Source organism: Nocardia sp. NPDC056000 (genome assembly GCF_042269265.1).
GTDB lineage: Bacteria > Actinomycetota > Actinomycetes > Mycobacteriales > Mycobacteriaceae > Nocardia.
On record NZ_JBHJXS010000001.1, the window covers coordinates 554984 to 574257 of the forward strand.

At 67.4% G+C, this 19274-nt stretch carries 15 protein-coding genes; 6 read left to right on the forward strand and 9 right to left on the reverse strand.

What is annotated here, in order from left to right:
* Window positions 1–106 precede the first annotated feature (106 nt).
* A complete protein-coding gene (locus ACFC4D_RS02610; RefSeq protein WP_376061366.1) occupies window positions 107–1612 on the forward strand; it encodes a sugar transferase in 1506 nt (501 codons plus the stop codon).
* Here ACFC4D_RS02610 and asnB read toward each other — a convergent pair.
* Both asnB and ACFC4D_RS02620 read right to left on the reverse strand, forming a co-directional pair.
* On the reverse strand, window positions 1609–3444 hold the full coding sequence (asnB, locus tag ACFC4D_RS02615; protein ID WP_376061368.1) for an asparagine synthase (glutamine-hydrolyzing): 1836 nt from the start codon (window positions 3442–3444) through the stop codon (window positions 1609–1611). The two genes, ACFC4D_RS02610 and asnB, sit on opposite strands and share 4 nt — an antisense overlap.
* 108 nt (window positions 3445–3552) lie before the next feature.
* Window positions 3553–4134, reverse strand: coding sequence for a serine acetyltransferase (locus ACFC4D_RS02620; protein ID WP_375967103.1), 582 nt, complete (start codon window positions 4132–4134; stop codon window positions 3553–3555).
* Between the two features lie 111 nt (window positions 4135–4245).
* Here ACFC4D_RS02620 and ACFC4D_RS02625 point away from each other — a divergent pair, with 111 nt between their 5' ends.
* Window positions 4246–6366 carry an alginate lyase family protein gene (locus tag ACFC4D_RS02625; protein ID WP_376061369.1) on the forward strand — a complete coding sequence of 707 codons (2121 nt, stop codon included), beginning with the start codon at window positions 4246–4248 and terminating at the stop codon, window positions 6364–6366.
* Here ACFC4D_RS02625 and ACFC4D_RS02630 read toward each other — a convergent pair.
* From ACFC4D_RS02630 to ACFC4D_RS02645, 4 genes are read right to left on the reverse strand one after another with little or no spacing between them, the layout of a single operon-like run.
* The gene (locus tag ACFC4D_RS02630) at window positions 6347–6919 is read right to left on the reverse strand and encodes a YdcF family protein (RefSeq protein ID WP_376061371.1); all 573 of its coding nucleotides are present in this window, start codon (window positions 6917–6919) and stop codon (window positions 6347–6349) included. The genes ACFC4D_RS02625 and ACFC4D_RS02630 overlap by 20 nt on opposite strands.
* Complete coding sequence (locus ACFC4D_RS02635) at window positions 6916–8406, reverse strand: lipopolysaccharide biosynthesis protein (RefSeq protein WP_376061372.1); 1491 nt, start codon at window positions 8404–8406, stop codon at window positions 6916–6918. The genes ACFC4D_RS02630 and ACFC4D_RS02635 overlap by 4 nt, the downstream gene beginning before the upstream one ends.
* Entirely contained in the window at window positions 8403–9416 is a 1014-nt protein-coding gene (locus tag ACFC4D_RS02640) for a glycosyltransferase family 2 protein (protein WP_376061374.1), read from the reverse strand. The genes ACFC4D_RS02635 and ACFC4D_RS02640 overlap by 4 nt, the downstream gene beginning before the upstream one ends.
* 16 nt (window positions 9417–9432) lie before the next feature.
* Window positions 9433–10746: a nucleotide sugar dehydrogenase gene (locus tag ACFC4D_RS02645; RefSeq protein WP_376061375.1), complete on the reverse strand. Its 1314-nt coding sequence runs from the start codon at window positions 10744–10746 to the stop codon at window positions 9433–9435.
* Window positions 10747–11066: 320 nt separating this feature from the next.
* Between ACFC4D_RS02645 and ACFC4D_RS02650 the strand changes: the two genes are divergently transcribed.
* From ACFC4D_RS02650 to ACFC4D_RS02665, 4 genes are read left to right on the forward strand one after another with little or no spacing between them, the layout of a single operon-like run.
* A complete protein-coding gene (locus ACFC4D_RS02650; RefSeq protein WP_376061376.1) occupies window positions 11067–12323 on the forward strand; it encodes a phenylacetate--CoA ligase family protein in 1257 nt (418 codons plus the stop codon).
* 13 nt (window positions 12324–12336) lie between these two features.
* Window positions 12337–12915, forward strand: a complete 579-nt coding sequence (locus tag ACFC4D_RS02655; RefSeq protein WP_376061378.1) for a hypothetical protein — start codon at window positions 12337–12339, stop codon at window positions 12913–12915.
* On the forward strand, window positions 12912–14342 hold the full coding sequence (locus tag ACFC4D_RS02660; RefSeq protein WP_376061380.1) for a hypothetical protein: 1431 nt from the start codon (window positions 12912–12914) through the stop codon (window positions 14340–14342). The genes ACFC4D_RS02655 and ACFC4D_RS02660 overlap by 4 nt, the downstream gene beginning before the upstream one ends.
* Entirely contained in the window at window positions 14300–15907 is a 1608-nt protein-coding gene (locus ACFC4D_RS02665; RefSeq protein ID WP_376061382.1) for an O-antigen ligase family protein, read from the forward strand. The genes ACFC4D_RS02660 and ACFC4D_RS02665 overlap by 43 nt, the downstream gene beginning before the upstream one ends.
* On the opposite strand, the gene ACFC4D_RS02670 is transcribed toward ACFC4D_RS02665, so the two are convergent.
* From ACFC4D_RS02670 to ACFC4D_RS02680, 3 genes are read right to left on the reverse strand one after another with little or no spacing between them, the layout of a single operon-like run.
* The gene (locus ACFC4D_RS02670) at window positions 15868–17082 is read right to left on the reverse strand and encodes a glycosyltransferase family 4 protein (RefSeq protein WP_376061384.1); all 1215 of its coding nucleotides are present in this window, start codon (window positions 17080–17082) and stop codon (window positions 15868–15870) included. The genes ACFC4D_RS02665 and ACFC4D_RS02670 overlap by 40 nt on opposite strands.
* Window positions 17079–18212, reverse strand: coding sequence for a glycosyltransferase (locus ACFC4D_RS02675; RefSeq protein WP_376061385.1), 1134 nt, complete (start codon window positions 18210–18212; stop codon window positions 17079–17081). Before ACFC4D_RS02675 ends, ACFC4D_RS02670 begins: the two co-directional genes overlap by 4 nt.
* Complete coding sequence (locus ACFC4D_RS02680) at window positions 18209–19273, reverse strand: glycosyltransferase family 4 protein (protein WP_376061387.1); 1065 nt, start codon at window positions 19271–19273, stop codon at window positions 18209–18211. The genes ACFC4D_RS02675 and ACFC4D_RS02680 overlap by 4 nt, the downstream gene beginning before the upstream one ends.
* Window position 19274 lies beyond the last annotated feature (1 nt).

Sequence of the window (19274 nt, forward strand, 5' to 3'; positions counted from 1 at the left end):
TTCCCGTAATGCTGGCCGTGCGGCGAGCGAAACCAGTAGTATCAGCTCGGGCGTCCGATCGGGGGGATTGCCACGAGGCTCAAGTGCCGCATGATGGAGCTCCAGCATGGCCTTCTCGCTCGACGGGGAACAAACGCTCGACCGCGACACCACGCACCGCATTACGCCGCGACCTTCGGGCAAACGGCACTGGCAGGCCGAATACGGCCGGCGGCTGCGCATTACCGACACCCTGGTGGTCTGCGGGTCGATCGCCCTGGCCCAGCTCATCCGCTTCGGCGGACTCAACTACGATTCCCCGCTGGACTGGGCGGGTGACGCGCGCATCGGCTATTCGGTCATCTCGGTGCTGCTGGCCCTGACCTGGGTGGTATTCCTGGCGGTTGGCAATGCCTGGTCGACCACCGTCATCGGTACCGGCCCGGACGAATACCGCCGCATCATCGCGGCCACCATGCGCCTGTTCGGTCTGATAGCGATCGTCTCGCTACTGCTGCGGATGGATTTCGCGCGCGGCTATCTGGGCATCGCATTACCGGTCGGTTTGCTCGGCCTGATCCTGAATCGCATGCTCTGGCGCAAGTACGCGGCCCGCCGCCGCCGCGCCGGGCAGTACCTCACCTCGGTTCTCGTTGTGGGCCGCCCGGATTCGGCCCGCGAGATCATGCGCTGTTTCGAACGCGATGCGGCCGTTGGCTATTCGGTGACCGGCGTGTACATCCCGTACGCCGCCGATGAGACGGTGGAGGCGGTCGACAATGCCGATCTGCCGATTCTGACCGAGGCCTCGGTGCTGGACGCGGCCGAAGCGGTCGCCGCCGATACCGTGGCCATCGCCGCCATCGAAGAGCTCGGCACCCACGGCATCAACGACCTGGTCTGGAAGCTGTCCCCGCTGGGCATCGATCTGGTGGTCACCCCGGGCGTGGTGGATGTGGCCGATCAGCGGCTCTCGATTCGCCCGGTCGCGAATCTGCCACTGCTGCATATCGAGAAGCCGCAGTACGACCGCGCCAAATCCTTCGGCAAGGCGGTCTTCGATTTCGTCTTCGCCACGCTCGCGCTGCTGGCGGTGTCACCGGTCATGATCGCCATCGCGTTGATGGTCAAATTCACCAGTCCGGGTCCGGTCTTCTACAGATCCGAGCGGATCGGCTTGAACGGCGAGCCGTTCCGCATGATCAAGTTCCGCAGCATGTGCGAGGACGCCGATAAGGAACTGCACAATCTCCAGGCCGAGAACGAGGGCTCGGGACTGCTGTTCAAGATGCGCGAGGATCCCCGCGTCACCCCGATCGGGCGCGTGCTGCGCCGCCTGAGCCTGGATGAGTTGCCGCAGTTCATCAATGTGATCCGCGGTGAGATGAGCGTGGTCGGCCCGCGCCCGCCCATGCGCAGTGAGGTCGAGCGCTATGACGGTAAGGTCCGCCGCCGCCTGCTGGTGAAACCGGGCGTGACCGGGCTCTGGCAGGTCTCGGGCCGCTCGGATCTGTCCTGGGAGGAAGCCGTGCGCCTGGACCTGTCCTATGTCGAGAACTGGTCCATGGTGCAGGATCTCATGATCATCAAGCGCACCATCTTCGCGGTGGCGCGCAGCGACGGCGCGTACTAACCGACCAGCCGCCGCTGGAGCTCGCGATGCCAGACCTCGAGTGAGAGCAGCGTCCAGATGCGCGGCTGTTCATCGCGTCCGCCCGTGGTGTGCGCCTCCAGCAGGCGGCGCACCGCGGTGCGGTCGAAATGCTCGCCGACGAACGATGACGGTCCGTCCAGCAGGTCGAAGGCCATTTCGCGCAGATGGCCGCGGAACCATTCGTCCAGCGGCACCTTGAACCCGACCTTGGGCCGGTCGACCAGATCCACCGGAAGGTGTTTGCGTGCCAGCTCTTTCACGATCCATTTGGAGCTGCCGCCCCGCACCTTGACGGCGCTCGGCAATCGGAAGGCCAGTTCGGCGACCCGGTGATCCAGGAAGGGCGGGCGCAGTTCGAGCGAGGCGGCCATGGACATGCGGTCACCGCGTTCGAGCAGATTGTCCGCGAGCCAGGTGTGCACATCGGCGTGCAGCATGCGGCGCAGCGGATCTCCCCGTCCGGCCAGATAGGGATCCAGCACACTGCGCTGGGCCGGTCCGCCCAGCAACCGGTCCCGTTCACGAGTGGTGAAGGGTGCGAACCAGCCGCGCATGCGCTCGGCGTAGGTCGGCTCCGAAAGTGCCCGCAGCGCAACGGTCAAACGCGCCCGGCTGGCCGGGAGCCGCTGTTCCAGCAGCCGCAGCGGGCCGCCCGGCATCATCCCGGCGAGCCGGGTGGCCCGCGCGAACTGATATTTCGGGTAGCCGCCGAACAATTCATCGCTGCCCTCCCCGGACAGCACCACCTTCACGTGTTCCCTGGCCAATTGCGCCAGCCGGTACACCGCCACATCGGCGGGTTCGGACAGCGGTGAGTCCCGGTGCCAGCTCAGCCGCGCCCATTCGTCCTGGAAGTGGCTCGCGGTGATGGTGGTTTCGTGGTGGTCGCTGCCGACGATGAGCGCCGCCTTACGCGCCCAATGGGTTTCGTCGACCCGGGAGTCGCCGAATCCGGCGGAGAAGGTGTGCAGTCCCGCTCCCCCGCGCTCCCGCGCCACCAGGGCGCAGATGAGACTGCTGTCGACGCCGCCCGAAAGGTACGCGCCCACCGGCACATCCGCGGTCAGGGCATCGCGCACCGACTCCCGCAGCGCCTGATCGAGCAGGTCGACGGCCGCGGCCGGGCTGACGTCGAGTTCCTCGGACGGATCCGGCAGCTTCCAGTACGCCTCGATCCGGATGGTCCCGTCGGCGCGCACCACCAGGTGATGGCCCTGCGGAACTTTGCGCACCCCTTCGATGAAGGTGTACGGCGCGGGCACCGATCGATGCGCCAGGAAATCGTGCAGGCTGACGGTGTCCACCCGCGGTGCTTCGATGAGCGGGTAGAGCGCCTTGATCTCCGAGGCGAAGGCGAAGACGGTATCGGTGGCGTAGTAGTACAGCGGCAGGATGCCGAGCCGATCGCGGAACAGATGCGTCTCACCGGTCGCGGAATCGTGGATGGCATAGGCGAATTGGCCGCGCAGGCGGCTCACCCCGGCGGCCCCGTACCGCTCGTAGATGGCCAGCAGCACCTCGGTGTCACCGCGCGTGGTGAACGGGTAGTCCAGGTCCCGACGCAGTTCGCGATAGTTGAGGATCTCGCCGTTGAAGGTGAGGTGGGTGGTGCCGGTGACACCGGTCATGGGTTGCGCGGAGGCGGACAGATCGATGATCGATAGCCGGGTATGCGCGAAACCGACCGGCCCGTCACACCAGAGGCCGTGATCATCGGGTCCGCGGTGGTGCAGCGCCGCACTCATATCGGTGAGCAATTCCTTGCTGACCGGTCCCCCGTCGAATCGGCGCACACCGACTATTCCGCACATCGATTCCCCCTTTGCCCGCACCCGTCACGCACATCGTGACCGAGCCTGTGTCGCCAGCCTAGTCGCGCCGAAGCCGAGGGGGTGGATCTACGAATCCTCTTGGAGGCGTTATGGTTTCGCAACATTCGCAGCCGACTCCGACGGCGCGGCGGTGCGCACGCGGAAGTCGTGGATGATTTTCGCCGGTACTCCGGCAACATGTACATCGGCGGGAACGTCCTTGATGACAACAGCGCCTGGGCGCACCTCTACACGGTCCCCGACCGTGACGCCGATTATCACCGCATTCGGACCTATGAATACGTCGTCGCCGATGACAGGGTAACTTCCCGGCGCACCGCTGGCCAGCGATACACCCTGATGAATCCGGCACCGTGCGCCGACCCGGGCTTCCGGGTTGACCACCAGTGTTCCGGCGTGCGCGATCGAGAGTCCGGGCCCGAAGACATTGCGCGGCACGGTGAATCCGAGTCGTTCACCGAGCAGTTTGGTGCGCAGCGCATACCAGGCGAACACCACGCGGCCGATCGGATCGGTGCGGACGTTGTACCAGTACTCGGATTTGCGCAGCAGCCGCTGGAAGTACAGCGGCCGATAGGTGAGCCGATGATGCGGTCGCCAGCGGGTGAGCTGATGTCCGGCCAAATCCGCTGCGAGATAACGCCGTAGGCTCTCCTTGGAATCGATCACGGACAGATCCTCCCGCACAACTCGCCGGGTCCACAACCGATTCTCGCGGTATCGTCCAGTGCGTTGTCGACACAGCGGGGCGCGGCGGACGCCCGGTCGGAAGGGGCGATCGTGAGCCGGCTGACCTGGTATGTCCATCGACTGCGCGCCATGGACGCGCAGGAAATGCTGTGGCGCGCGGGCAGATTGCGCCAGCGCCTGGCCGCCAGGCCGGTGAGCTGGGACGCCACCGCCGACGCACTGTTCGGGCGCACCCGGCCGGAGTGGGACGCGCTGCTGCGCGACCTGCGCGCCAATGCCGGGCGGCCCGTACTGCTCGATCAAGCCCGTGCCGCCCGTATCGCCGATGAGCAGCCCGAGGCGGCCGCGGCGGTGATCGCGGCGGCCGAACGGGTGCTGACCGGCAAACTGGCGTTCTTCGGGTATCCGCCCGCCGGGCTCGGGCCGATCATCGACTGGAATCGGGATCCGCTCTCGGAAACCCGCTGGCCCAGTGTGAGTTCCGAGCGCATCGACCATCGCACCGCCGATGGCGATCCGAAATGGATCTGGGAGCTGAACCGGCTCCAGCATCTGCCGCTGCTGGCGCAGGCGTGGCTGTTCACCGGTGAGGAACGCTTCGCCGACGCGGTGTTCGAGCATCTGGACAGCTGGATCGAACAGCAGCCGCCGGGTGCGGGTATCGCCTGGCGCGGGGCGTTCGAATGCGGAATCCGCGCGATATCGGTGGGTTTCGCGCTCCAGGGCGTGCGCGACGCACCGGGTCTGACGCCCGAGCGCTACGGCGCGTATCTCACCATGCTCGGTGAGAGCGCGCGGCGCTGCTGGGTGGAGCGTTCGCTGTACAGCTCGGCCAATAACCATCTGATCGGTGAGCTGACCGGACTCGCGGTGGTGGCCATCCTGTTTCCGGAACTGCCCGCCGCCGCGACCTGGCAGCGCGATGCGCTGGCCCTGCTGACCGAGCACGCCGATCGGCAGCTGCTCCCCGATGGCGCGGGCGCGGAGCAGGCCATCGCCTATCAACTGTTCACGGTGGAACTGCTGGCGCTGGTGTACACGCTGCTGGCGCTGAAATACGAACCGCCGCAACGGCTCGGTGCGGCTATCGCCCGCAGCTCACGCTTCCTCGCGTTGCTGGTTGGCGATAGCGATCCGCAGCCGCGGTACGGCGATGACGACGGCGGTTTCGCGCTGCGGCTGGGGCCCGAGCACTATCGCACGGTGCGGGACCATCTCGGCATCGCCGATGCGGTCGTGCCCGAGTCGGCGGCGACCCGGGCGGGCACGCCGACGATCGCCGCCGCCTGGTTCCGCGATGCGCTCGGTTCGGCCGCCGTGGCCGCGCCGGAACCGGCCGCCGACGGTTACGCACCCGACGGCGGTCTGGTCGTGCTGCGGTCGGGTCGTCGCCGCGTGCTGATGGATATCGGTGCGCTGGGCTATCTTTCGATCGCCGCGCACGGTCATGCCGACGCCCTGTCGGTGACGGTGGCGCTGGACGGCGCGGACGTCATCGGCGATCCCGGCACCGCCAGCTACTACGGGCATCCGGCCCGGCGCACGGTGCATCGGGGTACGCGCGCGCACGCGACGGTCACCGTCGACGATCTGGATCAGTCCGTGATGGGCGGGCCGTTCATGTGGAGCGAGCACGCCCGGGTGCGGGTCCGCGCGGTGGATCTCGAGCGCGGCGTGGTGGATGCCGAACACGACGGCTACCTGCGGCTGGAGGAGCCGATCACGCATCGCCGCTGGCTGCTCGCGCCGCCGGGGGCGCGCGAGGTGGTCGTGGTGGATCTGCTGTCCGGCACCGGAATTCACGCGGCGCGGGTGTCGTGGCCCCTGCATCCCGCGCTCACCGCCGCACCGGCCGAGTACGGTCATCTGCTGTCGCGCGGCGGTGAGCCGGTGCTGACGCTGGCCTATGCCGCGACCGTGCCGGTGGGCACCGAACAGGTGCACGGGGATGAGGGCACCGATCTGGGCTGGTGGTCCGAACTGCTCGAATCTCGGGAGCCGTCCTGGCTCATCGGCGCGCATTGCACGGGGCTGACGCCGTTCGCGATCATCACGGTGCTCACCCTCGATCCGGAGCCGAGCCGGGGACTGCGGATCACCCACGCGGGCACCGAGATCCGGGCGCACTGGGAGAGCGGCGAAACGGCACGCGAGCTGGTGATCGATACCGGGCGCGACGGTGCGGCCGAGCTCAGCACCCGGGATCGATGAAGGCCCGCACGTAGCCCGCGCTCTGGTACGCGTACGACCAGGCCCAGTACCACGGTGAGATATCCACCGGGCTGGGCTCCATGATCAGCGCGCCGGTGAAGCACTGCTCCAGGATGTATCGCGCCCGGGACAGATGCGGGCGCATGGTGACGACGATGACGGTATGCCAGCCGCGCGCGTTCGCCAGGGTGCGCAATTGCCGTCCCTCGCCGAGAGTGGTGGGCGGATCGGGCGCGAAGCAGAGCAGGGTGAAGCCCTGCTGCGGGGTGTGGCAGGGTTCGCGCACCTCGTCGATATCGGTGTCCTCCCCATAGGGATTGGAGAACAGCACGGTCGAGGCGTAACCCTGGCGAGCCAGGTCCAGGCCGTAGGCGTAGCGGTCGACGCCCTCGCCGCCGAGCACCAGGATGGCATCGGCATGGCGCAGCGCATCGACCTGGGGGCGCACGTAGACGGGATAGCCCGCGCCGACGAGGGCCGCGATCAGCGCGAGTACCGCGGCGGCCGCGTACAGCCGCCGGCGGGTGCGCCGCTCCCGTACCCGCTCGGTCATCCGCGCCGCGCGGCCGACCATAGCGGCCGCAGGGTCGAGGGTGAGATCGCCTGGAGTACGAGAACGAATATGCCGACGAAGCCGAGCGTTTCCAGCACGATCAGGGCGAGCCCGGGGGCCACCCCGCGCGCACCCGCGTGCACCACCTGATGTTCGAGCAGCCCGGTCGCGACCGCGGCGATCACCCCGGCGAGCAGGGTGGGTACGAGGCAGCGCAGGAGTTCGCCACGGGACACCCCGACCACCTTACCCGCCAAGATCAGACCGGTGAGTCCGGTGGCCAGCGCCGAAATCGACAGTGCCACACCGACTCCGGTCAATCCGTGCGGTAGCAGCAGCAGTATCAGGGGTATCGCCGACACCGCTCCGACGCCGGTCATCCAGTTGATCAGCTGCGGTCGCCCCGCGCCCTTCAGCGCCTCGGCGCACACCGACATGAGCGCATAGCCCGCCCCCACCCCGCACATGGCCTCGACCAGTTGCCCCGCACCGCGCCACTGCGCACCGAGCAACAGCGTCACCGCAGGCTCACCGAGCGCGGCGAGCAGCGCGGATGCCGGAATCACCGCCAGCCACATCCAGCCGAGCGCGGTGAGGAAGCCGCGCCGGAAGCGCTCCCGCTCCCCCGCGATCCGCGCGAAGGCCGGAAACAAGACGTACGAACAGATTTGGATGATGGCCATCACCGGCAGGAACGCCAGTCGCCGCCCATTGCGATAGTTGCCGAGCGCCGAGGTGTGCAGCCGATGCCCGACCAGCACCACCTCACCCGCCTCGATGGCCCGTTCCACCACGCTCTCCAGCAGCAGCGGAAACGCGAAAACCGCCAGCTCCCGCCACAATCCGACCCGGAAGCGCCCACGCCCGGGCCGCCAGCCCGACAGCCACCACGCGGCGATCACCGATACCGCGACCGAGACGTAGTACCCGGTGACCAGCGCCCAGACCCCGAATCCGGCCGCCGCCAACCCGATCGCGACGATGGCGAACGTGGCGGCATTGAGCGGATCGACGATCACCCGCCGCTTGAACTGGAAATCGCGCTGCATCAGCGCATCCGGCACCGCCAGCAGCGAGGTGAACAGCACGGTCCCGGAGGAGATCGCGGCCACCCGACCGACCTGCGAGTTCCCGAAGATGTGTGAGAGCACCGGGGCGGTGGCCAGTAGCAGTCCCGCCAGCACCGCGCCGGAGACGAGCGTCGCCCAGAACACCGTCTCGGCCGCGTCCGCCAGCTGATCCCGGCGCTGAATCAGCGCATGACTCAGCGAACTGTGCGAGAACACCACCACGAACCCGGTCAGCACCGTTCCCGCGGTGAACACGCCGACTTCGCTGGGCGACAACAGATGTGCGAGCACCAGCGTCTGCACCAGCGCGATCACCTGCACCGAGGCGACCCCCGCAGCCGAAAGCGCGGCACCGCGCTTGAGGATGGCGAACAGCCCACCCGCCCCGGGCTGTTCGCCCACGTCCTCGGCGGTCACCGTTTGACGGCGGTGACGACCCGGCCTGCCGTATGCGCGACGCGCTCGGTGACGCGCTGTTTGAGCGGGTGGATCCGGCGCAGGACGCCGGGAATCGTATTGACGGACACGATGATCGCCGCCGCGCGGACCGTGCGGCGCTGGCCGAACGCTTCCCGCGCGGATGTCCGCGCGTCCTGATCCCGGCCCGCGAGCAGCGCCTGTTGCGCCCGGTGCAGCAAGACCCAGTAGCGGAAGGTGCGCAGCGTCTTGTCCAGTGCCGCCTTCTCCTTCGGATCGCTGGGGGCGGCCCAGGCGAAGGAGCGTTCCAGCTCGGCCATGAAGGATTCGACCTTGGCGGGATCACGGGTCATGGAGTCCCCGCGCAGCCGGAAGCGCGCGAGGCGTTGCGGCAGTACGCGAATGTCGTACTTGCCGACCATGCGAATCCAGATGGCGACCGATTCGTGCAGTTCCTCACCGCCGCGGTCGTAACCGCCGACCGCTTCCCAGGCCTCGCGGCGGATGGCGGCGGTGTAGTAGGGCACCAGCCCGCCGAGCAGATCGGTCAGGGTGAGCGGACTGGCCGGATCCGGCTTCTGCTTCACATTGGTCGACCGGTAGTACCCGGTGGGCAGATCCGCGCCGGAATCGTCGAAACGGTAAGCGTCGCAACCGATGGCGTCGATATGCGGGTCGGCGTCGAAAGCCCGGGAAATGGTGTCGCAGAAGGCGGGCATGATCTGATCGTCGCTATCCAGCACCACAATGTACCGACCGGTCGCGATTTCAGACGCGGCCATCACACCGCCGTCATAACCCTTGTTCTCCTGTCGCACCAGCCGAATGCGCTCGTCATTCGAGCGCGATTCGACTATCGCGGCGATCTCATCGGACATCCCATTGTCGACGACGATCAGTTCCCAGTCCGAAAACGTCTGCGCCACCACCGAATCGATGGTGTCGCCCAGATAGTCCTCGGTCTTGTACGCCGTTGTCAGAAAGCTGAACGCGGGAACGGAAGTCCCCATGAAGTACCCCTTACCGCTACCACCCGATGCCCAGATATCCCGGCTGCTGCCGCCGCTGTGCGGCCCCCGGCAACCGCACCAGATCGATGACGGTGTGCTCGGGGCCGAGCCCGTCGATGGCGGAGACCACCTCGGGATCGGCGCTGCCCGCGATGAATATCTCCCCGTGTGCGAGAACCGTTGCAATGTCATCGGTGAGCAGTTCGCCGATATGCGGCAGCCGCTCCTCGATGAAGGCGCGGTTCGCGCCCATCAGCCGGGACAGCGCCACATTGGCATCGTAGATGCGCACGTCATAGCCCTTACCGAGGAGCCGTTCGGCGAACTCCACCATGGGGCTCTCGCGCAGATCGTCGGTGCCGGATTTGAACGAGAGCCCGAAGATGCCGACTCGGCGGCGGCCCAGCCCGATCACCAGGTCTACCGCCCGCCGCAGCTGGGACTCATTGGAGGCCAGCACATTCGACAGCACCGGCAGTTCCAGATCGTGCTGGCGCGCGGTATGGGTGAGCGCCCGGACATCCTTGGGCAGGCAGGAGCCGCCGAAGGCGAACCCGGGCCGCAGATAGGCGGGGCTGATATTGAGTTTGGTGTCGGCCAGGAAGATATCCATCACCGCGTGCGAGTCGAGGCCGAGTTCGGCGCAGAGCGCGCCGATCTCATTGCCGAAGGTGACCTTGAGCGCGTGGAAACTGTTGTCCACGTATTTCGTCATCTCGGCGACCGGAATGGGCACCCGGAAGCGCGGTCCGGGCAGTTCGTCGTACAGGCTCATCATTTCCGCGCCGGTGCGCTCATCGGTCTCGCCGACAACGGTTTTGGGCGGATTCTCGAAATCGCGCACGCTGCTGCCCTCGCGCAGGAATTCCGGGTTCACGCACACCCCGAAATCCACCCCGGCCTTTTTGCCGGACGCCTGCTCCAATATCGGAATGAGCTTTCCGGCACAGGTGCCGGGCACCATGGTGCTGCGATAGGCCACCACGTGCCAGGCGTCCTTGACCGCCAGCGCCTCACCGATCTCCCGGCTCACCCGCTCCAGGTAGTCGGTGGACAGCGCACCGCCCGGCGCGGACGGCGTGCCCACGCAGACGATCGAGATATCGCTCGCCACAACGGCTTCGGCGACCTTCTCGGTGACCGTCAGCCGCCCGGAGGCGACCACCTCGGCGATCACCTCGCCGATCCGCTCCTCCACCACGGGGGTGCGCCCCTGCCGGATGAAGTCGGTCTTCTGCGGGTTCACATCCACCCCGATGACCGCGTTACCGCGCGCGGCCAGGCAGGCCGCGGACACACACCCGACGTAGCCGAGCCCGAATACACTCACCCCCAGTGCGCTCCCCCTGCGCGGTTCCTGTTCGTTTGCCATCAGCCGGTCGTGCTCGTCCATCTGTACCCCATCAGGGATCGTCGCTACCGCTATTTAGCTTTATACCAATGTATTCCGTGATTCGTTCGAGTTAGGATCGTGCGGTGGAACGCGCGGCGGGTCCCCGTGTACGTCGCGGTCGGGGGTGAGGAAGTCGAGGCCGGTGAGCTCGCGGGGTCGGCTGGGGGGTTGCTGAGTAGATGAGATTGTCGAGCGCGGGCTTGAGCATGAAATATCGGCTCCGGCGCGCTCACCCGCGTCGCGGTGCGATCGGGCGGATGCTGGCGGGTTTGGAGGGGGCCGATGCGGAGCAGATCAGGCTGTTCCAGGAGCGGCGGTTGCGGGCCCTGGTGCATATCGCCGCGCGCCGCTCACCGTTCTACCGCGAGTACTTCGCCGCCAATGACATAGCGCCCCAGGATATTAGAACCTTGGATGACCTGGCCTTACTGCCGCTGATCTCGCGCAGCGAACTGGCCGAGCGGTCCGAGGACTTCCGCACCGCGCCGCGCCGCATGATGTGGTCGGTGCGCTCCAGCGGCACCTCCGGCGTGCCCATCGCGTGCTATCGCACGGTGAATTCCTCGGTATTCGAAATGGCGGCCATGGAGCGCCAGTGGAGCTGGTTCGGCCTGCCCGCGGACGCCCGGCGAATTGTGCTGCGCGGTAGCGGGTTCGCCAGCGACGGCACCCGCGGGCCCACTTTGGCGGTGCCCGGCGCGCGCCAGCTGCTGGTGTCCAGCTATCACCTCACCCCGGATCGAATCGATGTGATAGCCAATGATATTCGCCGCTTCCGGCCCGATGCCATCGAGGGCTGGCCGTCCAGCATCGCGTTGCTGGCCGCACTGCTGCGCGATCGGCGCACCCCGATTCCCATGCGCGCCATCATCACCTCCTCGGAACTGATGGCCCCGGGCCAGCGCGCCCTCATGCGCGAGGTGTTCGGGGGTCCGATCGTCGATCACTACGGCCAGACCGAGCGGGTGGCCATGGCAGGCACCTGCGAGGCGGGCGGCTATCACGTCTTCCCGCACTACGGCGTGGTCGAGTTGCTGCCGGTGGCGGGTTCGGACTCACGCTGGGAGATCGTCGGAACCTCCTTGCAGAACAAGGGTTTTCCGCTGTTCCGGTATCGCACCGGTGATGAGGTGCGCCCGGCCGCGCCCGGCCCGTGCCCGTGCGGGCGGGCGTTTCCGCTGCTCGGCGTGGTGGACGGCCGGGTGGAGGACACCTTCGTCGCGGCCGATGGCAGACCGCTGCCGCTGCCGTCCAGTGTGGTCGACGATCTGAGCGGTTTGCGGGAGGCGCAGATCGCCCAGTTGCGGCCGGGCGTCTTCGAACTGAGAGTGGTACCCGGCACCGGATTCTGCGAATCGCGGACCATCGCGCATGTGCGGCGCAATGTGGCGCAGCAGTTCGGGCCGGGACAGGAGGTCGGGTTGCGGGTTTTCGACCGACTACCCCGGCCGCCCAGCGGCAAGCTCAAGACAGCGGTGGTGGAACGCGAGCGCGCGAAACGGCTACAGCCATGACGGATGGGCAGTCATGACGAAAGGGATAGTGGCCGTGCGAATGGCGAGAACGGTTGTGCTGGTGGCGATCATGCTGCTGGCGGCGGCCTGCGGGGGCGGTGGCGCGGCGCCCGGGCACGCGCCGACCACGACCTCGGCGGCCCCCATCGACGAGTTCGTCGCCAAGACCAGAACCCCGGATCCGGGAGCGGTCGGCATCGGGCTGACTAATATTTCGCTCTCCCGCACCGATAAGTCCGATCGAGTGACCTTCGGGTTCACCGGGACCGCGGTACCCGGCTGGGCGGTGCACTATGTGACACAGGCGGTCTCCAATACCAATACGCAGGCGGTGTTTCCGGTGACCGGGCAATCGATAATCGAGGTGCTCATTCGTGAGGCGGCCAATCCGTTCGAGACGGGCGTGCCGCCATACGCGGGCCCGCCGGTCCTGACCGATCCCACCCTGGGCACGGTCGGCGAGGTGCGCTACGCCAGCGCACTGCGCGGGGTGACGCAGGCATTCATCGGCCTGTCGACCCCGCAGCGCTCGTTCCGGGTGACCGCGCAGACCGATCCGGTCCGCATCGTGGTGGAGGTGGACCACAAATGAGCGCACCCGTCACCGAAACGGTTACGCCGAATGCGTTGCAGGTCATCCGCGATCGCGTCTGGCAGCGCCGCTGGCTGGTGCTGGCGATCGCGCTCGTGGTGACGTGCGGGGCGTATCTGTCCGCGCACGGCAAGGCCACCGTCTACACCAGCCGGGTGCTGGTCTCGGCGGCCTCGACCCGGCCGCCGACCCAGGACGCCATCCTGGCGCAGGGCTACACCTACTACCTCAACGATCCGACCTATCAGTCCAGCCTGCGCCAGAAGCAGGGCTTCCCGGCCGATATCAGCGGCTTCTCGGCCGAATTCGTCACGGCCAGCCCACTTTTCTACGTTCAGGTCATCGCGGCAACACCGCAGGCGGCCACCACCGCCGCCCCGCAGGTGGCGCAATTGTTCATCGAGGACATCAACGGCCGCCTGGACGCCAGCCGCAATGCCACCGCCGCCGATATGACCGCGGCCATGCTGCGGGTGTGGGGTGACCGGCTCACGGCCAATGATCCCAGCGCCTTCAGCGCGCAGATCCAATTGCAGCAGCAGATCGATCAGCTCAATGCCAATGCGGCCAACCGGCTCACGGTCCTGCAGAACGGTGCGGGCGCGATGGCCATCGGGCCGGGTAAGACCCGCACGCTGGGCACCGGCATGGTCGGCGGAGTCCTGCTCGGCGTGGTGGTGGCGCTGATGGCCGGGGCGTCCACGCGCAGACTGTATTTCGACTACGACGTGGTGGAGAAGACCGGTATCCGGCCGTTCGATGTGATCCCGCCGGGCGGCTCACCCGCCCTGGACGCGCGCCGCGAGGTGGCGCTGCGGCATGTGGCCAACCTGGTGGCACGCGCGGCCACGCACTCACCCACTTCGATTGCGGTGGTGCCGGTTTCGGCGGGTCGCAGTGCGGATCAGATCGCGCGCGCCATCGCCGAACAGCGCGCGGCGCAGGGCTCGCGCACCGTATTCGTCAATGCCGATCTGCGGACCGCCGATTACGGTCCACGCCAGTGGGGTGTGGCGGAGTATCTGCGGGGACTGGTCGGCGATGTGCGGGATCTGGTGAAGAATCGCACCGAGGAGGGCTTCGCCGAGATCGCCGCGGGTGAGGCGACCTCGGATCCGTATCCGCTGTTCGATCGGGATCGGGTGCGCGAGTTGCTCCGAAGTGCCGGGGCCAGTTCCGATCTGGTGATCGTGGCCTTGCCGCCGATCGGTAGTGCGCCCGAATCGCAGATCGTCGCCGATCTCGCGGATCTGACGGTGCTGGTCATCGAGCGCGGCACCACCAGGGTGCCCGAGGTGACCGAGGCGGTGCGGGCGGTGAATCAGGTGGGCGCACAGGTGGTGGGCGCGCTGTTCGTGGACACCACCGAATACCGCCCGACGGTATGGAATCGACTGCGCCCGAAGCGATTGCGGGCCGCCCCGTGACGACCGTGCTGGACCGGCTGACCCGGCTCGGCCACACCCCGGACGGCCCGCTGCCCTTCCGGACGCCCTCGGTGGATCGGCTGGGTCAGCTCGCGGTCATCGCGGCCGCCATGATCGTCGGGCTCGGGGCCATGCTGGCGGTATCCCCGAAGGCCCCCGGCGGTATCGGCACGGTCGCGGCGGCGGGCGGCATCGCCGCGGTACTCGTCGTGATCGGCCTGCGAGATCCCCGGTGGGCCTTCGTCTTTCTGATGGTCGCCACCTTCCTGCGCCCGGCGATCCCCAAGATCCTGCCGACCACGGACCCGTTCATCCTGGCTTTCGGCGGTCTGCTCATCGCCACGCTGGCCTGGGTGCGCGGACATCCCGAGCGCCGGGTCTCGCTCGGTGCGCTGGAATGCGCGATGGCGCTGTACCTGCTGTGGAATATCGATTCGATTCTGCAACCGCACGAGTACAAGCCGATCCTGTATCCGCTGACCGGGGTGATGCTGGATCTGTGGCGGTATCTGATCATCGGCACCGGTATCCCGTTCGCCACCTATCTGATGTCGCGGATGATCTTCGATACCCGGCGCGCCGTCGGCTTCCTTATCACCACGCTGCTGTCCTGTAGCGCGTATTCGGCGTGGGTCAGCATCATGCAGTTCCACGGTCCGAAGGCGCTGGTGTGGCCGAAATACATTGTGCTGGCACCGGCCTGGTCCGATCGCGCGGTGGGACTGCCCAATCAGCCGGAGGTCAACGGGCTGATTCTGATCGTGGGCTATGTGCTGGCGCTGGTGCTGCTCGGGGCCGAACAGCGGCCGCGCTGGCATAAGATCCTGCTCGCGGTGATCGCGGCCGCCTGCGCGTATTCGGTGTTCCTCACCCATACCCGTTCCATCTGGCTGGATTTCGCGGCCGTGGTGGTGGCCGGAATCGTCCTGGGCAGGGGGTATCGGACCGGGTTCGTCGCGACCGCGCTGGGCACCCTGGCCATCATCGGCATGAACTGGAGCACCTTCACCAGCTCCGACCGTAAAGCGGGCGGCGTGGCCTCCACCAATGAGGTGTACGACCGGCTCAACGCCGATGCCACCGCGGTGTGGGCGTTCCTGCAAAAACCCTGGAGCGGCTGGGGCCTGGGCCGCTTCGTCTCGGTGAATACCTATCGGCACCAGCAGTATTCGCCGACCACACCCTGGGAGCGCGGGCTCGGCATTCCGGCCCACGAGACCGAACTCGGCATCCTCGCCGAACTCGGCATCATCGGCCTGCTGCTGTGGCTGACCGTGCTGGTGCTGCTGACCCGCCGGCTGATACTGGCGTTCGTGCGGCTACCGGCGGACGGCCTGATGGGCCGCCCGCTGGCGTTCATCGCGCTGACCGCGCTCATGTGCCTGGTGCTCGGCGGCCTGTTCGTGGATCTGCGACTCTTCGACTATCCGAGCACCATGGTGTTCGCCCTGGTGGGCGCGGCGGTCGGAGCGGCGGATCGGGCGTCGAAGCGCACGCTCGCCGATCCGCTCGCCGCCGGTGCGGATCAGCGCGCGGCTTTGCGCGCGCGGAAGACCCGCGCGTAGAACTCGATCAGGTTCTGTCGCGAAGTGTCCCAGGACAATTCGCGTTCGACCCGGGCCCGCCCGAACGCGCCCATGCGTTCGCGGCGGGCGGGATCATCGAGGAGTTCGGCGATGGCCTCGGCGAAGCCGAGTTCGTCATTGCCCGCGACATAGACCGCCGCCGCACCGGCCGAGACCCGCGCCTCGGTGAGCTCGAACGACACCAGCGGCCGCGACATCGCCATGTATTCGACCACCTTGTTCATGGTCGACACGTCATTGAGCGGATTGTGCGGATCGGGTGAGAGGCAGATATCCGCGGTGGAGAGTCCGGTCTGCACGAACTCGTCCGGCACCCGCCCGGTGAATTCGACCAGATCCTCCAGGCCCAGTTCCTTGGACAGCGCGACCAGATCGTCGAAGGCGTCGCCGCCGCCCATGAACAGGAAGTGGGTATCGGTGCGCCCCAGCTTGTCCCGCAGCAGCGCGATCGCGCGCAGCGCGTAGTCCACGCCGTCCTGCGGGCCCATCACCCCGAGATACGCGCCGAGATAGGTCTTTCCGCGCTTGAGCGACGGATCCGGTTCGCGCGGTACGAATCTGCTCAGATCGGGTGCGCTGCGCACCACCGTCACCAGTTCGGGGGCCATATGCCCGCGCCGGATGGCGACCTGCCGATAGCTCTCATTGGTGGAGATCACCGCGTCCGCGCAGGCGAAGGTGATGCGCTCCAGCAGTTTCGACACCCGGTACAGCGGTCCCCCGCCGCCGCCGAAGCGGGACAGGAACAGCTCGGGCACCAGATCGTGGTGGTCGAAGACGAATCGGGTGCCGCCGACCCGCAGCACCAGTGCGATCAGGAACAGCAGATCCGGCGGATTGCACGCCTGCACCACATCGATCGGCCCCTCCCGTCGCACCTTCCAGGCCAGGCGCAGGGTGTGCCAGAGCGCGAGGGAGTATTCGCGCAGATATCCGGCCGGTCCGCCGGTGGCGGCGCGCAGCGGATAGCGCAGGATGCGCACGCCTTCCAGGGTCGCCTCGGGTTCGCGATCCTGTTTGGCGCCCATCGGGCAGATGACGGTGACCCGGTATCCGGCCTCGACCAGGGCCCGGCTCTCCTGCCAGACCCGGCGGTCGAAGGGCACCGAGAGGTTTTCGACCAGTATCAGAATGTGTCCGCTGTGTTCGCTCACCGATTCACGACTTCTTCCAGGGCCTGCTCCGCGGCCGCGATGCTTGATTTCAGGGTGAAATTCGCTTCGACGCGATCACGCGCCGCCAAGCCCATGCGTTTGCGGGCCTGGGGATCGCCGAGCACCTCGAGCAGGCGCGCGGCCAGTTGTTCCGGATCACGCGGCGGGACAAGGTATCCCGTCTCGCCGTCGGCGATCATCTCCGGGACGCCGCCGACGGCCGTGCAGACGGCGGGCCGGGCCGCGGCCATGGCCTCGAGCAGTGCCATGGGGAAGCATTCGACGCTGTAGCTGCTCAGGACCACGACGTCCATGGCGCGCAACAGATCCGGAATATCGGGGCGGTTGCCCGCCAGGATGACGCGTCCGGTCAGGCCGAACGCCTCGATGCGGGCTTCGACGGCGGCGCGTTCGGGACCGTCGCCGACAATGAGAAACCGTGCCGCCGGGAGCTGCTCGGCGACCAGGCGGGCCGCCGTCAGAAAGGCGACGTGGTCCTTCTCCGGCCGCAGCGCCGCCACGATGCCGACGACGAGATCATCGGGGCCGATGCCGAGGGTCGCCGCCGCCGTGCGATCGTCGGCGATTTCGAACAGCGCGGGTTCGACACCGTTGTAGATGATCTTGATCTTGGATTCGGGATAGCCGAGATCGTCCGCCATATAGCGGATCTGCGCGCGGGCTACCCCGAAGTACGCGCTGGTGCGCCGATCCAGGACGCGATCCACCACGGTCCGGAATCGCCCGCGCGGTTCCACATCGCCGTAGTTGTGCACCCACACCACCGAATTCGGCACTCCCGCGCGCCAGGCGGCGATCCGGCCGAGCGCCTCGGCGTTGTAACCGCGCGTGATCACCACATCCGGACGCTGTTCGCGCATGGCCCGGATGAGATCCCGCAGCGCGGGGGCCGCCTGCCGCTTGGTGTAGCGCAACGCTTTCGCGGGCACACCACCCGCGGCGAGGTCGGCGAGCAACTCGCCTTCCTCGCCGATACAGATGACCGAAGGCTCGAAGCGAGTGCGGTCCAGGTTCGGCAGCAATGTCGTCACATGCCGTTCGGCCCCGCCCACACGCAGGTCTGGTACCACGTAGAGCACTCGAATCGGCTGTCGCGCGGTGCTGTTCATCGTGCGATCTCCCGATAGATGCCGTCGAAGCGGCGGCAGACGACCTCGATATCGAATTCGTCGCGCACGCGTTGCAGGGCGGCCGCGCCCAGGCGTGCGCGCAGTTCGGTATCGCGCACCACCTGACCGAGCGCCTCGGCCAGCGGTTCCACTTCGCCAGGCGGCACCATGAGCCCGCAGGTCTCGTCGATGAGATCCGGAATACCGCCGACCGGGCAGGTGACCACGCACAGTCCGCGCGCCATGGCCTCCAGAATCGCCATCGGCTGACCCTCGCGGTGCGAGGGCAGCACGAGCACCTGCGAGGCCGTGATGAGCGCCGGAATCTCCTGCGGGCCTATCCATCCGGTGATCTCGACGCTGGCTCCGATACCGAGTTCGGTAACCATTTCTCGCGCTCGCTCGACCGCGCCGTCACCGGCGACGATCAGCCGGGCGGGCGATTCCGGATCGGCAGGCAGCATTCGCCGCCAGGCTTCGAGCAGGGTGAAGGTGCCCTTGCGTTCCCCGATCTCACCCAGGAACAGCACCTGCACCGGTGCGCCGGAATGCTGTTCCACCTGCTGCGCGGGCCGAATGGCATTGGACACCACGATGATCCGCGATTGCGGCGCGATAGCGCGCAGCGCCACCGCCCACGGTTCGCCGAGCGCCACCACCACCGCGGCCCCGCGCAGCGCATCGCGAATGGCGGTCTGGAGCAGGCGCGGCGAGCGATCGTAGAAGACGCTGAAGTCCGAGCCGTGCACATGCAGCACAACGGGTTTGCGGACCAAGCGCGCGATCAGCTCGAACAGGTATTTGCGCGGGAAGCTGCCGTAGGACGACAGGTGCAGGTGCACGATCGAGGGCCGGTGCACCGCCAGCCGATAGAGGTAGACGAAGACCGCCTGCGTATAGGCGGCCAGTTTGGTGGCGATGCCACCGTCGCGATGGGTGGCGACATGTCTGATGTCCCATTCCATCCAGATGGGCGTCTCGCGCATCTCCCGCACGAAGGTCGCTACCCCGCCGCGCGTGGACATGCTCGTCGACACCCACAGGGCCCGTTGCCGTTTCATA